This window comes from Streptococcus mitis (assembly GCF_003943905.1).
Lineage (GTDB): Bacteria > Bacillota > Bacilli > Lactobacillales > Streptococcaceae > Streptococcus > Streptococcus mitis_BC.
The window spans coordinates 446,946-462,280 of the sequence record NZ_RJNS01000001.1; the positions used below are offsets into that span (position 1 = coordinate 446,946).

A 15,335-nucleotide genomic window follows, 5' to 3' on the forward strand; every position below is an offset into this window, starting at 1 on the left:
AATGATAAATATCGAATTTCATTCTCTCTTTGACTACGAAATATGATATACTAAGATATCGAACGAGGAAAAATTATGACCAACGAATTTTTACATTTTGAGAAAATCAGCCGTCAAACCTGGCAGTCCTTGCATCGCAAGACAACCCCTCCCTTGACGGAAGAAGAACTGGACTCCATCAAGAGTTTTAACGACCAAATCAGCCTACAAGATGTGACCGACATCTATCTGCCACTGGTTCACCTTATCCATATCTATAAAAAAGCCAAAGAAGATTTGTCTTTCTCAAAAGAAATCTTTCTTCAAAGAGATAGCAAGCCCCAACCTTTTATTATTGGGGTTTCGGGTAGTGTTGCTGTGGGGAAATCGACCACTAGTCGCCTCCTACAAATCCTTCTCTCCCGTACACTTGCCGATGCTACTGTAGAACTAGTGACAACGGATGGATTTCTCTATCCCAACCAAACTTTAATTGAGCAAGGTATCTTAAATCGCAAAGGTTTTCCAGAGAGTTATGGCATGGAAGCCTTGCTGAATTTTCTTGACCGCCTAAAAAATGGACAGGATGTCGATATTCCAGTCTATTCTCATGAAGTGTATGACATCGTTCCTGGGGAAAAACAACGGGTCAAAGCTGCTGATTTTGTCATTGTCGAAGGAATCAATGTCTTCCAAAATCCTCAAAATGAGCGCCTTTACATCACTGATTTCTTTGATTTCTCCATCTATGTGGATGCTGCTGTCGAAGACATTGAAGGTTGGTATCTGGATCGTTTCTTAAAACTCCTCAGCTTTGCCCAAAATGATCCCAACAGCTACTACCACCGCTTTACGCAAATGCCGATTGGAGAGGTCGAAGCCTTCGCTCATCAGATCTGGACCAGCATTAATCTAATAAATCTACAAAACTATATCGAACCGACAAGGAATCGTGCCGAGATCATTCTCCACAAGGCTAAAAACCATGAAATCGATGAAATTTACCTAAAAAAATAATTTCCCCTTGTCAAAACCTGAGTTTTCAGATATAATGGTATAGTTAGTAAATATGGAGGTAAGAACATTGGCAAACATTAAATCAGCTATCAAACGCGCTGAATTGAACGTTAAACAAAACGAAAAAAACTCAGCTCAAAAATCAGCTATGCGTACTGCTATCAAAGCTTTCGAAGCAAACCCTTCTGAAGAACTTTTCCGTGCTGCTAGCTCAGCTATCGACAAAGCAGAAACTAAAGGTTTGATTCATAAAAACAAAGCAAGCCGCGATAAAGCTCGTCTTTCAGCTAAACTTGCTAAATAAGAAACAGTCCATTGAGGCTGTTTTTTTGTCCTCTAATAAGAAAAGGTAGAAAATGAAAATCGCAATCATAGGATATTCTGGAGCCGGCAAGTCAACTCTAGCTGAAACGTTATCAAACTACTACTCTATCCCCAAACTGCATATGGACACACTCCAATTTCAACCTGGTTGGCAAGACAGTGACCGCGAATGGATGTTGGACGAGATGAAAAACTTTCTCACAAAGCATGAAGCTTGGGTCATCGATGGCAACTACTCTTGGTGTTGCTATGAAAAAAGAATGCTAGAAGCTGACCAAATCATCTTTCTCAACTTTTCCCCATGGACTTGCTTACTGAGGGCCTTTAAGCGTTATCTCAAATACCGAGGAAAGGTCAGAGAAAGTATGGCAGCAGGCTGTCCTGAACGCTTTGACTGGGATTTTATCCGATGGATTCTCTGGGATGGGCGGACAAAGAATGCTAAAGTACGCTATCAGCAGGTTCAAGAAACCTACCCTGAGAAAGTAATTGTCCTCAGGTCGCAAAAGGAGATAGATTACTTCTTAGAAAATCTCGCGCATAACAAGAAAAACCAACGTGTATAACGTTGGTTTTTTGCTTTTACCCAATCACACTTCCATTTGGTACAGCTGGATCAACTGTGAGAAGGGTTAATTTGCCATCATGTTCAGCTGAGAGGATCATACCTTGGCTGACATATTTTTTCATCATCTTACGCGGTTTAAGGTTGGCAACGATTTGTACCTTCTTGCCGACCAATTCTTGTTCGTTTGGGTAGTATTTTGCAATTCCTGAGAGGATTTGACGGTCTTGACCATCACCAGCATCTAGGCGGAATTGGAGCAACTTATCAGAACCTTCCACTTTAGACACTTCTTTGACTTCTGCGACACGGATTTCGACCTTATCGAAGTCTTCAAACTTGATTTCATCCTTGTTGAGTTTGAGTTCAACTTCATCTGGATTCCATTCTTTTTCGACGGCTGGTTTGTTGCCTTCCATTTGTTCCTTGATATAGGCGATTTCTTCTTCCATGTCGAGACGTGGGAAGATTGGAGTTCCTTTGGCAACTACTGTTACACCCTCAGGAAAATCAGTCAAGCTCAAGTTTTCAAGACTCGCCACTTCTTCCAAGCCAAGTTGAGTCATGACCGCACGACTAGTTTCCATCATAAATGGTTCAATCAAGTGAGCTACGATACGAAGGCTGGCTGCCAAGTGGCTCATGACACTTGCCAATTGGTCACGAAGCGCTTCATCCTTAGCCAAGACCCATGGAGCTGTCTCATCGATGTATTTGTTGGTACGTGAGATAAGCGTCCAAACTGCTTCTAAAGCACGTGGGTAGTCAACTGCTTCCATGTGTGTATGGTAATCAGCAATTGATTCAGTAGCTACCTGAGCAAGAACATTGTCAAACTCAGTCACGTCTTCTACATAGGCAGGAATTTTACCATCAAAGTACTTATTAATCATAGAAACCGTACGGTTGAGGAGGTTCCCAAGGTCATTTGCCAATTCATAGTTGATACGGCCGACGTAGTCTTCAGGAGTGAAGGTTCCGTCTGAACCGACTGGAAGGCTACGCATGAGGTAGTAACGAAGTGGATCTAGTCCATAACGCTCTACCAACATCTCAGGGTAAACGACATTCCCTTTAGACTTAGACATCTTGCCGTCTTTCATGACAAACCAACCGTGGGCAATCAAGCGATCTGGCAATTTTACATCCAACATCATAAGAAGGATAGGCCAGTAGATCGAGTGGAAACGAAGGATATCTTTTCCGACCATGTGAAAGACTGTTCCATTCCAGAACTTATCAAAGTTACCGTGTTCATCTTGACCGTAGCCAAGAGCTGTCGCATAGTTTAGCAAGGCATCAATCCATACATAGACAACGTGTTTTGGATTTGATGGGACTGGTACACCCCATGTAAAGGTTGTACGAGAAACTGCCAAATCTTCCAAACCTGGCTCGATGAAATTACGTAACATTTCGTTGAGGCGACCATCAGGAGTGATGAAGTCAGGATGAGATTTGAAAAATTCGACTAAACGGTCTTGGTATTTACTGAGGCGAAGGAAGTAAGACTCTTCAGATACCCATTCCACTTCGTGACCTGATGGAGCAATACCACCCGTCACATTTCCAGCTTCATCACGGAATACTTCCGCAAGCTGACTCTCTGTAAAGAATTCCTCATCTGGGACTGAGTACCAGCCAGAATATTCACCCAAGTAGATATCATCTTGAGAAAGTAAACGTTCAAAGACTTGAGCCACTACTTTTTCATGATAGTCATCAGTTGTACGGATAAATTTATCGTATGAGATATCAAGTAGTTGCCAGAGTTCTTTGACTCCAACTGCCATCCCATCAACATAGGCTTGTGGTGTAATGCCAGCTTCTTCTGCTTTTTGTTGAATCTTTTGACCGTGTTCGTCAAGACCAGTCAGATAAAAGACATCGTAGCCCATAAGGCGTTTGTAACGTGCTAAAACATCACAAGCGATGGTTGTGTAGGCAGAACCGATATGGAGTTTACCAGATGGATAGTAAATCGGTGTTGTAATATAAAAATTCTTTTCAGACATATTTCTTCCTTTCCAGGCAAATGAAACCTGTTTTTCTAACACTTCATTATATCATATTTTCAGTAATATTCGATAGGGAAATCTATACAAAAACAAGATAGACAAATGTCCATCTTGTTTTTCCTGTTCTATGCCTTACTCATAGCGAAGGGCTTCAATTGGATCAAGCTTAGACGCTTTATTGGCTGGCAAGACTCCGAAAATCATACCAACGCTGGCCGAAACAGCCAAGCTAAAGAGAGCGATCGGTAGCGAGACTCCAACTTCTATTCCTTCCATCATATTTTTTAACAAGGCACCTGCTAGCGTGGTCAAGCCCGCCGCACTAACAAGACCGATGACTCCACCTAATAAGGTCAAAATCATGGACTCAATCAAAAACTGAACCAAGATATTAGCCCGTGTAGCTCCCAATGCTTTACGAAGACCAATCTCACGAGTACGCTCTGTTACAGAAACCAGCATGATATTCATAACTCCAGTCCCTCCCACAAAGAGAGAGATTCCTGCGATAGCACTAATAATAGCGGTCATAAAACCAAAGATTTGCTGAACCTCTGCAAAAGCGGCAGTTTCGTCTACAACCTGATATTCTCCCTGCTGCACTCCTGCAATTTCTGTCATTTTGCGTGCAAGTTCTGGCCCCAAAGTCGGAGTTAGACTCGTATCATTCACACGAAAGACAATATTAGAAATTTCCTCTACATTAAAATTAGCTGCTACAGAAGTATTGGTTGTAATCGGTAAACCACCTACACCAAACATCTTTGCACTTTTAACAGCAGGACTAGAGTAAACACCAATCACACGATAGCTATATCCATTGGCTGAAATGATTTGATTGAGTGCTGCCTGAGGAGATTCAAAAAGACTTTTAGCGAGTTCTTCATCTAGCAAAATCACACTTGCAAAATCTCGGTAGTCTTGTTCTCTCAGATCCCTACCTGCAATAATTTTATTTTCTACAGCAGACATATAAGTCATATTTCCACCTGTCAGACTTGCTCTCTCTACCTTTTTATCCTTATAGGTCAAAGTAACATTTGTACTATTAGTCACATAATAGCCATCTACACCTTTTAGTTTGGCAGTTTCCTTAACCCACGATTCCTGTGTTTTAGGTGGTTCTACGTGAACATCTTCTTCTTTACCAGATAGTGTCAGTGCAGATTGCTTTTGTGTAAAGGAACCGTCCTTACTTTTAATTGGTGAGAAAAATACCTGAATATTTTTCTGAGATTTTGTCATATTTTTATTGACCTGACGAGACATAGAGTCCCCTAAAGCCATGATGACAACTACTGAAGAGACTCCGATGATAATGCCAATCATGGTCAAAAAGGAGCGCATCTTGTGTGCCATAATAGATGAAAAGGCAAATTTCAGATTTTGCATCTTAGTTCTCCTTTCCTTCCAAACGAGCGCTATCAGACGAAATAACTCCATCACGGATTACAATCTGGCGTTTTGCATAGGCTGCAATTTCGGGCTCGTGCGTGACCATAATAATAGTCTTGCCTTCTTCATTTAACTCAACCAAGAGTTCCATGATTTGACTTCCTGTTTTCGTATCCAAGGCACCTGTCGGTTCATCAGCTAGGATGATCGAGGGATCGTTAACAAGAGCACGCGCAATGGCCACCCGTTGTTTTTGACCGCCAGACAACTCTGAAGGAAGATGATGAATACGATCAGTCAACTCTACTTTACTCAGATATTCCTCTGCCAACTTGCGACGTTGGGCAGCTGGAACTCCGGCATAAATCAAGGGTAACTCAACATTTTGAACAGCATTCATCTTTGACAAAAGAAAGAACTGTTGAAAGACAAAACCAATTTGTTGGTTACGTACCTGTGCCAACTGCTTTTCACCTAGACGGGCCACTTCTTGGCCTTCTAGATAATATTCGCCGCTAGTTGGGGTGTCCAGCATTCCGATGGTATTCATCAGAGTAGATTTACCCGAACCAGATGGTCCCATAATGGCAACAAACTCCCCTTCGTTAATCTCTAAATTAATATTTTTCAAGACCTGCAGTTCCTGTTCACCATTTCGATAGCTCCGGCAGATGTTTTTTAGACTAATTAGTTGTTTCATCAGCCTTCACCTCTTTTCCTTCTTCCAAGGAAGTCGTTGGATTACTGATGACTTTGGTTCCGTCTGTCAAACCAGATGTGATCTCTTGGTTTTCTGCGTCAGCATTTCCTAGGCTAACTTCGATTTTCTTAGCCTTATTCTCTTCGTCAACAACCCAAACGTAGTTTTTTCCGTCTTCAGTAATGACACTGGTTAAGGGTACGAGGATTGATTTCTTGTCACTTTTAACCTCAACACTAACGGTAAAACCTGGTCTCAAATCACCAATCTCACTCGTTACTTCAATCGTATAAGGATATTTAGAACCAGTATTCCCCCCAGTTATAGCATTCGTTCCTTCTCCACTATTTTTAGGGTAAGCTGAAATAAAGCTGATCTTCCCTGTCCAAGTTTTATCTTGGTAAACTTTAGAAGAGAAGGTCACTTCTTGGCCAACAGAAAGATTGGCAAGATTGTACTCAGAAAGTTCTCCCTTGACTTGTAGATTGTCGTTACTTACTACATGAACCATCACTTGATTTGCAACAGTTGTGGACTTTGATACATTGCGATTAACTTCTACAACTGTACCTTCTAGCGTACTCAAAACCTTTGTTGCGTCCAATTGGGCCTGCGCCTTTTTAAGTTGCGCCTCTGCATCAGCACGACTATCACGAGCATCACTAATCTGAGAATCAATGGAAGAGACAGAAGAACCCTGTGCTCCATCATCATATTCTTCCGAATCAGCTAGAGTGTTGTTTCGTGATTCCTTCAGGTCATTGATACGACGATCAGCCTTGGCTATGGCACGGTTAGCTGCATCATAAACAGATTGCGCTTCTGTGCTGTTGTATTTTACGATCACTTGTCCTTTGTCAACCTTATCTCCAACAGAAACCAAGATTTCATCCACCTCACCCTTACTTGCATCCAAATAAACATATTGTTCATTTTTTGCGGTGACAGTACCAGATAAAAGAACAGAGGATGCAACTGTTCCTTCCTTTGCGACTACGAGACGCGATGTGTCATCCTTACCGGCAGCCTGAGAGGGCTGTCTAAATAGCAAAATACCCACTGCACTGATTATAATAATACTTGCAGCACCAATAGCTGTGTATAGTTGCCATTTTTTAGTTTTCTTATTCCCCTTCATCACAAAACTCCTATTTTATTTTCAATACAAAGACTATTATAGCAAATTTACCTACTCTAAACAATGATTGTTCAGAGAGAAAAGAGAACAATTCAGGAAACATGCTTTGTTTCCATTTGGTTTATGCGAAATTGTACTAGTAACATCATACACCTTATTTCTATATTTAGCAAGTGATTTCTGCTATTTCTTTAGGGCGTAGCAGATTTTTGCATTCAAAAAATAAAAACGATAGAATATGACTATCAAAGCTATAAGGAGTTTTCTATGAGAGAATATGATATCATCGCTATCGGTGGAGGAAGCGGCGGCATTGCCACTATGAACCGAGCTGGCGAACACGGTGCTAAAGCAGCTGTTATCGAGGAGAAAAAATTAGGTGGAACCTGCGTCAATGTCGGCTGTGTTCCTAAGAAAATCATGTGGTATGGAGCGCAAATCGCTGAAAGCTTCCACTACTACGGCCCTGACTATGGGTTTACAAGTTCAGATGTTCAATTTGATTTCGCAAAACTTCGTCAAAATCGTGAAGCCTACATCGATCGTGCCCGCTCATCTTATGATGGAAGTTTCAAGCGCAACGGTGTTGATTTGATTGAAGGTCGTGCTCATTTCGTTGATTCCCACACAGTCAGTGTTAATGGCGAATTGATTCGTGCCAAACATATCGTGATTGCAACTGGCGCTCGTCCAAGCATCCCAACTATTCCTGGAGCTGAACTCGGTGGTAACTCAGACGATGTCTTTGCTTGGGAGCAACTTCCTGACTCCGTTGCGATTCTTGGAGCTGGTTATATCGCCGTTGAATTAGCAGGTGTTCTCCACGCACTAGGAGTAAAAACGGATTTGTTTGTCCGTCGTGATCGTCCCTTGCGTGGTTTTGACAGCTACATCGTTGAAGGACTTGTCAATGAAATGGAAAAAACAGGTCTACCTTTGCACACACACAAGGTACCCATCAAGCTCGAAGAAACAGAGCAAGGTATCACCATTCATTTTGAAGACGGCTCTAGTCACACTGCTAGCCAAGTTATCTGGGCTACCGGTCGCCGTCCAAATATAGACGGTCTTGAGTTAGAAAAGGCTGGCGTCACACTCAACCAACGTGGATTTATCCAAGTGGATGAGTATCAAAATACAGTTGTAGATGGCATCTATGCTCTTGGAGATGTTACTGGTGAGAAGGAACTGACCCCAGTAGCCATCAAGGCAGGACGTACCCTATCTGAGCGCCTCTTCAACGGCAAAACAAATGCCAAGATGGACTACACGACTATCCCTACTGTTGTCTTCTCCCACCCAGCAATCGGAACCGTTGGTTTAACTGAGGATCAAGCTATCAAAGAATACGGCCAAGATAACATTAAAGTCTACAAATCAAGCTTTGCATCTATGTACTCTGCCGTTACAAGCCATCGTCAAGAATCTCGCTTCAAACTCATCACCGCAGGTGCTGACGAAAAGGTTGTTGGCCTACATGGACTTGGTTACGGAGTGGATGAGATGATTCAAGGATTCGCTGTCGCTATCAAGATGGGGGCTACCAAGGCGAACTTTGATGCTACAGTAGCTATCCACCCAACCGCTTCAGAAGAATTTGTGACCATGCGCTAATCGACGAAAGAGACCCCATGTGGTCTCTTTTTACTTGCAAAATCGGCTGTTACAAAATTGTTACCTTAATACAAAAGATAGGTTGACTTTTCTTCCTGAATTAGTATAATAGTTACTATAATTTTAAAAAGAGGTTAACAGTTTTGAAAAAAGCTCATATCTATGCTATCCCTGCTATCGGTGCTGCTCTCATCGCCGTATTGGCACAAATCAGTCTCCCTATCGGTCCTGTACCTTTCACTCTGCAAAACTTTGCAATCGGTCTGATTGCAACTGTTTTTAGACCTAGAGAAGCTGTCCTTTCTGTAGCTCTCTACCTCCTGCTGGGTGCTATTGGTTTACCTGTCTTTGCAGGGGGAGGAGCTGGGTTTCACGTTTTAGTCGGTCCAAGTTCAGGCTATCTTTGGTTCGACCTTGTCTATGCGGGGCTTACATCTTATCTCATCCATCAAAATAGTGGCTATATTCGCATTTTCCTAGCCAACCTCTTGGGTGATTCCCTCGTCTTTGCCGGAGGTATTCTCAGTCTCCACTTTCTTGCTGGAATGCCATTTGACAAAGCACTCGCTGTCGGTGTCCTTCCCTTTATCCTTCCTGATCTTGGTAAGATTATTGCCATTAGTTTCATTAGCCGTCCCTTACTCGAAAGATTAAAAAACCTTCCATATTTTTCAAGATAAAAGAATAGTCCAGAACAATTGTTCTGGACTATTTCCTTTCCAATTACTTCCTAAGAACTAACTGAAAATCAACTCTCATCTAGGGATTATTTATTTTTACGGCTTACAAAGTACAATCCACCAGTCACTGCCATCAAAGCAAGTCCTGCAACTACTGTTGCGTTAGATGCTTTTTCACCAGTGTTAGGAAGTTGAGGTTTTGGACCTGGTTTTCCTGGCTCATTTGGTTTACCTGGTGTTGGTTTTTCTGGAGTGTGTGTATTTGTGATATTGAAGCCTTCTACTTTAGATGAATAACCTTCAACCGGCACTTCCTCTACAGAGTACTTGAATTCTGTACCTTTAGTATCTTTATAACGCTCAAGACCTGTAAACTCATAAGTCCAACCAGTTGCTTCTGAGGCTACCGCAGTCTTACCAGTGTCTTGACCATCGGCAAGAAGTTTCACTGTGATAGATGCTGGACGGATACCGTCTTTGTTCTCTTCATCTTTCCAGATCTTCTTACCTTTTACAGATGTTTTCTCTGGTGTGTATTCATTGGTAACTGTGTACTTACCATCTTTGTCCGTAGTAACTGTTGAGGTATATTCTTTTACAGCCACTTCTTTGACAGTGTACTTGATTTCTGTACCATTTTCATACTTAGGAAGTGCTTTTGATTCGAACTTCCAACCAGTTGCTTCTGATACTTCAATTTCTTGAACAACTTTGTCGCCGTTAAGAATTTGAACTTTCACTTTATCTGCACGTTTGCCACTTTGGTTGTTGTTATCATCCCAAACCTTAGTTCCTGAAAGAACGACTGTTTCTGGATTGTGAGTGTTAGTCACTACTTGACCAGTTACAGAAGCTTCATAACCAGCTGGTACATCTACTTCCTTGATAGAATAGGTGATTTCTTTTCCAGCTTCGTATTGTGGAAGATTGGTGAAGGATGCTACCCAAGTGTTATCATCAGTCTTCTCCTTAGCTGTTAAGGTCAATTTCTTACCTTCAACGGCTACTGGATCAGTATCTCCTACTTTTTTGTAAAGTTGAACCGTTACGGACTCAGGACGTTTACCGTCTTGGTTGTTCGCATCGTTCCATACTTTTGTTACCTTGTAGTCAATTTCTTTAGGAGCATATTTGTTTGTGATGGTAAAGTCTGTAATAGTCGCTTCGTATTCTGCTACGGCTTCTTCTGTTACAGTGTATTTGATTTCTTTACCAGCTTTATATTTTGCTAATTTCGTGAATTCGACAGTCCAAGTTCCGTCTGCGGCTGCTTGAACTTCTTTCGAATCATGTTTCTGACCGTCTGCTAAAAGATTGATTGTAATCTTGGTTGGACGTTTACCGTCTTGGTTGTTTGCGTCATCCCAGTTCTTAGTTGCTTTTACATCAACTGTTTCTGGAGAATAGCTATTTGTGATGGTGAATCCTGATGCAGCGTCACCAGTAATGTCAGAAGTATAACCAGTAACAGTTACTTCTACTACAGTATACTTGATAGGTGTTCCGCCTTTATCAGCATCAAGGTTTGTGAAGCTTCCAGCCCAACCGTTTGCTTCATTCAATGTAAGTGTTTCACCAGTGTCTTGACCGTCTGCAAGCAATTTAACTGTGATAGAAGATGGACGTTTACCATCTTGGTTGTTAGCATCGTTCCATACTTTCTTCACAGGAACTGCAGTTTTGGCTGGAGTGTATTTGTTTGTAAATACAAGATCTTTTGCTTCTTTTGAAGCAGTTGCTTTCAATTCAGTTGCGCTTACTTTTTCAACAGTTACTTCAACTTCTTGAACTGTCTTATCGTAAGTGATTCCTGTTTCAGTTCCAGCAACTTCAGAGATGGTGTACTTGTGAGTTCCCACCTGGCTCTCATCATATGAGATTGGTGAGAAGGCCACTGTACTGTCTGCGGCGTTTGTCACTGTTTCAACAACAGTTCCATCTTCCTTCTTCAATTCAAAGCTGTATTTACCTGCTTCAAGGTCTTTACCTTCAAGAACTTTCTTAGCTCCAAGAGTTACACTTGTAGCTCCTGCTGGAGTGTAAGTATTCTTGAATGCTTTTTCATCGTCGTAATAAACAGTTGCTTCAAGGGCACCTTTGCCGTTATCCGCTACAGTTACTGTAGCTGTGATTGTTTTCGTATCGTAGGTGATACCTGTAGCAGTGCCAGCTTTTTCAGCAATCTTGTAAGTGAAAGTTCCAGCTTTATCGAATTCCAAGACTGAGAACTTAACGTTTCCATCTTTGTCATTCTTGACTGTTTCTTTCACATTACCGTCTTGGTCTGTCAAAGTAAACTCAAACTCATCAGCTTTCAACTCACGACCAGTAAGTGTTTTCTTAACTGCAAGAGTAGCTGGAGTTTTTGAAGCTCCGTAGCTGTTGTTGAATTCTTTGTCCGCTGGGTAAGTTACGTTAGCAGTAAGTTTTCCTTCACCATCGTCTGTAACTTCTACTGTGACTTTAACTTCAAGACTATCGTATGTTACACCGTCAATAGTTTGTCCAGCGTTAGTTTCAACGATAGTGTATTTGTAAGTACCAGCTGCAGTGTATTCGATTGGAGCGAATGCCACTTTGCCATCGGCAGTGTTCTTCACTTTTTGAACTTCTGAGCCATCTGCGTCGTTCTTCAATACAAACTCAAACTCATCAGCTTTCAAGGTACGACCTGAAAGAGCTTTTGTTACTTCAATAGGAGCTGAAGTCTTCTCAACAGCGTATGTATTTTCAAAAGTCTTATCATCGTTTTCGTAAGCGACAGCTGCAGACAATTTGCCCTCAGCATCTGCTGTTACAGTAACTGTAACGCCAACAGGATTGGCATCGTAAGTAACACCTTTTTCAATTGTGTTCGCTTTTTTCTCAACGATGTGGTAGTTGTATGTACCAGCTTTGTCAAATGTCAATTCAGCAAAGCTGATATTTCCTTCCGCATCATTTGTTACTGTTTCAACAACTTTGTTTGTCTTATCATCGAACAAGTCGAATTCAAACTCTCCAGCTTTCATAGCTCGACCAATCAATTTTTTAATTGCTTGAATTTGAGCTTTTGTGCTGTTCCGTTTGTTTGAGATTGTTTTGATAACACCTTCTTTACCGACTGTTACCTTAATTGGAGTAGAATCCAATTGGTAGCCTTTAGGAGCTTCAACCTCAGTAATGGTGAATTCACCTTTCTTAACATCCTCTTCTGAAAATACTGGCGATTGTGCAATACCATTATCGTCTGTTTCAGTGATTTTTTCGCTAACAGTAGCGCCGTCCGGAGGGGTAATTTTAAATTTTGCTCCTTTTAGACGATCTTGTGTTTTTTCATCTACCTTGTATAGAGTGATTCGATAACCTGTTTCCAGTTGGATAGTACCACCTGATGCAACTGTAGAATTTCCCACTTGCTTCGCAATCGTATCTTGTTGATCATCTCTGGTTGTTAGAACCTTGTCATTTCCCTTAACTCCAACATTGTTTTGAACTTTGGTTCCATCCCCAGGAGCGGTCGAATCATAGTGGATTAGATAAGCCGCAGGTTTCCCATTTTTTGTAATAGACTTCGCGTTCAAAATCGTGATTGTGAAATCTGTATACGATTCGTTCCACTTGATTTGGTAATCTGTTCCAGCTTGTAGTACAGTTTTATCTTGTAAGGTGTAAGTTTTATCAAACCATCCAGCAGTAACCGTCAAGGTTTCTGGAATAAACTGCATCGGTGAAAAGTCTGAGTCTGCCCAGTCGTGGATTTCAAGTTTATCATAGGCAGCTTGTTTAGGATTCACACGGACATTCCAATTATGAAGATAATCACCTTTTTTACCAAGTAAAGGAGAATCCCATTTTTCTTTACTGATGGTTCCACTGAATTTGTTAAAGTTTGTTTTACCAATTCCGTCAGAATAATCTATGGCAGCAGCATTTTTAAAGCGAACTTTTTGGCTGATTTCATTTTTAGTTTCAGACTTGTTAAAATTGATAGTCTGTTCTTCTAGTTCTTTCTTTGAACTAAAAGCGACATAGAAGGTACCTTTAACACCTTGAACTTGAGCTCCTCCTTTTTTAGCAAGGTAATCTTGCAAGTTCTTTAAAGTGATTGTTACCTTTCCACCCTTATTTTCCCCATCAGAAACGACCTTAACATCTCCTACAGCTGTATTCGTTTCCTTGTCTTTAAGCTCAAATGATTCGGCTTTGACTGTTAGTGGAGATGGCACAGTTAGTGTAAATGTGTCTCCATCATTCAGATTGCCATCATATTGGCTCAAATCGAAATCAGTAGCAAACTTATAGTTTGCATAACTGTGTTTTTGAGGTGATAAATTGTAAACTCCTTTTGAATCAGATTGTAAGAACTTACTATTATCAACCTCCCAGATGCTCACGTTAGTAATAACCTTCGTTAGCTCTTTTGCTTGGACTGCATTTGTCAAAGTAGCAGAACCAAACAGAACTAAAAGTGGCGTTAAAATATAGAGCCACAATTTTTTTAATTTCATAACTTTCCCTTCTAAATCATTAAAATGAACTGATCCATACACCATTTCCTGTCAATAAGTAACACCCCTTTCAGCGATATTATCTCTTACATGCTTACTACATGTAACAATTCTTTAGGTAAATGGCTAGATCATTTGCAATGTCAAAACAATGTATTCAATTCAATATTTAGCAGAAGTATTACTACTCTTAGTCAGAATGGAAATATAGCAAAATATGACCATTGTCTATTATACTATGTATCCTCTCAGGGTCAAGTATTTTGCCTGTTTATTTTTATTTATCAAACAATTTATTTAATGCATATATTTTTTGGTTTCTTGATCTTAAAATAGCAAATTTTATTTATCTCTGGTGAACAATAAAAAGGATATTGAGTCCAAAACTCAACATCCTTTTACTAATTGCCTTTAAAGGCATCGACCATTACCTGAAATTCTTCATTTGAAAGAGTGATTCCTTTGCCCATTTTGGTATGATCAGGGCTCCAAGAACGAATATCAAACTTTGCTGGTGCTCCATTAAAGCTGACTCGGTTTAATTCCTTGGTCCATCCTTTCTCATTTTCAGACAAGGTCAGTAAGTGTTCTTCGATTTCAAATGTAAATTCTGCCATTTTAACTCCTTTACGTGATATGCTTTCTATAGTCTATTCGTAAAATCTTGTAGATTTTAGGAAAATTTTATATAATATGGTTATATAAGAGGGGAGAAGCCTATGAGATATACATTCAAGCATGTCTTAGATAAGATACAAGACTTTCTCAGTGGACAGGATGAACGAGATTATTCTGAAAACGACTCCCTCATTGCTACAATTGAACAAGCCATCCAGAAACAAACTGCTGTTCATGTCATACTAGCTGAAACAAGCTTCACAGGTGATATTGTCAAATATGATAGCAGTCGTCAACAGATTGTTGTCAAAAATTTTACAAAAAATGTAACTCGTATCATCCGAATCGCTGACATCAAAAGGCTACGCTTTGTCCCATCTACTGTCCAGAGAGCTCAGAAAAATAGATTTAAGAAAGAGTGAGATGCTTTTCATCCCACTCTTTTTCTTAACGGATTTGTTCAAAATGAAGGTGAACTGCGATGTGGTCACCGTAACCACTTCTCTCCAAATCACGTTGCAAGCGGTAAGAAATGTAGTGTTCTGCTATTGTGATATATCCTGCCCCCAACAAACGATTTTCAACCATTGACTGAATCATGCTGATAGTTGCACGTTCCACTTTTGCTTCTTCCAAGTCCAAGACTACTTTTTTAGTGACTTGAGCTAGGTTTTGACGTAGGTCATCTGTTAAAACATAAACCGTCTGAGCTGCTTTTAGGACAGCTTGGTAGATTTTATCTGGATCAAAGTCTGCAACTTCTCCGTTACGTTTGATTACTTGCATAAGGTTCTCCT

Annotated in this window: 13 protein-coding genes; 6 read left to right on the top strand and 7 right to left on the bottom strand. The window is 40.7% G+C overall.

The window, feature by feature from the left end:
* The first annotated feature begins 75 nt into the window (after nucleotides 1–75).
* From coaA to D8854_RS02260, 3 genes are all read left to right on the top strand, one after another.
* The gene (gene coaA, locus D8854_RS02250) at nucleotides 76–996 is read left to right on the top strand and encodes a type I pantothenate kinase (protein WP_125449356.1); all 921 of its coding nucleotides are present in this window, start codon (nucleotides 76–78) and stop codon (nucleotides 994–996) included.
* A gap of 67 nt (nucleotides 997–1,063) precedes the next feature.
* Nucleotides 1,064–1,300, top strand: a complete 237-nt coding sequence (gene rpsT, locus D8854_RS02255; protein ID WP_001274000.1) for a 30S ribosomal protein S20 — start codon at nucleotides 1,064–1,066, stop codon at nucleotides 1,298–1,300.
* Nucleotides 1,301–1,352: 52 nt separating this feature from the next.
* Complete coding sequence (locus D8854_RS02260) at nucleotides 1,353–1,886, top strand: DNA topology modulation protein (protein WP_125449357.1); 534 nt, start codon at nucleotides 1,353–1,355, stop codon at nucleotides 1,884–1,886.
* A 16-nt stretch (nucleotides 1,887–1,902) separates the two neighbouring features.
* Here D8854_RS02260 and metG read toward each other — a convergent pair whose 3' ends face one another.
* The 4 genes from metG to D8854_RS02280 form a co-directional block, all read right to left on the bottom strand.
* Nucleotides 1,903–3,900: a methionine--tRNA ligase gene (gene metG, locus D8854_RS02265; RefSeq protein WP_125449359.1), complete on the bottom strand. Its 1,998-nt coding sequence runs from the start codon at nucleotides 3,898–3,900 to the stop codon at nucleotides 1,903–1,905.
* Nucleotides 3,901–4,035: 135 nt separating this feature from the next.
* Nucleotides 4,036–5,295, bottom strand: a complete 1,260-nt coding sequence (locus D8854_RS02270; protein WP_125449361.1) for an ABC transporter permease — start codon at nucleotides 5,293–5,295, stop codon at nucleotides 4,036–4,038.
* Between the two features lies 1 nt (nucleotide 5,296).
* Nucleotides 5,297–5,998, bottom strand: a complete 702-nt coding sequence (locus D8854_RS02275) for an ABC transporter ATP-binding protein (protein WP_125449363.1) — start codon at nucleotides 5,996–5,998, stop codon at nucleotides 5,297–5,299.
* Entirely contained in the window at nucleotides 5,982–7,136 is a 1,155-nt protein-coding gene (locus D8854_RS02280) for an efflux RND transporter periplasmic adaptor subunit (protein WP_125449365.1), read from the bottom strand. Before D8854_RS02280 ends, D8854_RS02275 begins: the two co-directional genes overlap by 17 nt.
* A gap of 267 nt (nucleotides 7,137–7,403) precedes the next feature.
* On the opposite strand from D8854_RS02280, the gene gor reads away from it, so the two are divergent.
* Both gor and D8854_RS02290 read left to right on the top strand, forming a co-directional pair.
* The gene (gene gor, locus D8854_RS02285; RefSeq protein ID WP_125449367.1) at nucleotides 7,404–8,750 is read left to right on the top strand and encodes a glutathione-disulfide reductase; all 1,347 of its coding nucleotides are present in this window, start codon (nucleotides 7,404–7,406) and stop codon (nucleotides 8,748–8,750) included.
* Nucleotides 8,751–8,893: 143 nt separating this feature from the next.
* Complete coding sequence (locus D8854_RS02290; RefSeq protein WP_125449369.1) at nucleotides 8,894–9,430, top strand: biotin transporter BioY; 537 nt, start codon at nucleotides 8,894–8,896, stop codon at nucleotides 9,428–9,430.
* Between the two features lie 86 nt (nucleotides 9,431–9,516).
* On the opposite strand, the gene D8854_RS02295 is transcribed toward D8854_RS02290, so the two are convergent.
* Both D8854_RS02295 and D8854_RS02300 read right to left on the bottom strand, forming a co-directional pair.
* Entirely contained in the window at nucleotides 9,517–13,920 is a 4,404-nt protein-coding gene (locus D8854_RS02295) for a Cna B-type domain-containing protein (RefSeq protein ID WP_125449371.1), read from the bottom strand.
* A gap of 401 nt (nucleotides 13,921–14,321) precedes the next feature.
* Entirely contained in the window at nucleotides 14,322–14,537 is a 216-nt protein-coding gene (locus D8854_RS02300) for a YdbC family protein (protein WP_084948770.1), read from the bottom strand.
* Between the two features lie 102 nt (nucleotides 14,538–14,639).
* Here D8854_RS02300 and D8854_RS02305 point away from each other — a divergent pair, with 102 nt between their 5' ends.
* Nucleotides 14,640–14,960, top strand: coding sequence for a hypothetical protein (locus D8854_RS02305; protein WP_125449373.1), 321 nt, complete (start codon nucleotides 14,640–14,642; stop codon nucleotides 14,958–14,960).
* 25 nt (nucleotides 14,961–14,985) lie between these two features.
* Here the strand turns inward: D8854_RS02305 and D8854_RS02310 are convergent, their stop codons facing one another.
* Nucleotides 14,986–15,324, bottom strand: coding sequence for an ATP cone domain-containing protein (locus D8854_RS02310; protein WP_001196053.1), 339 nt, complete (start codon nucleotides 15,322–15,324; stop codon nucleotides 14,986–14,988).
* Between the last annotated feature and the right edge of the window lie 11 nt (nucleotides 15,325–15,335).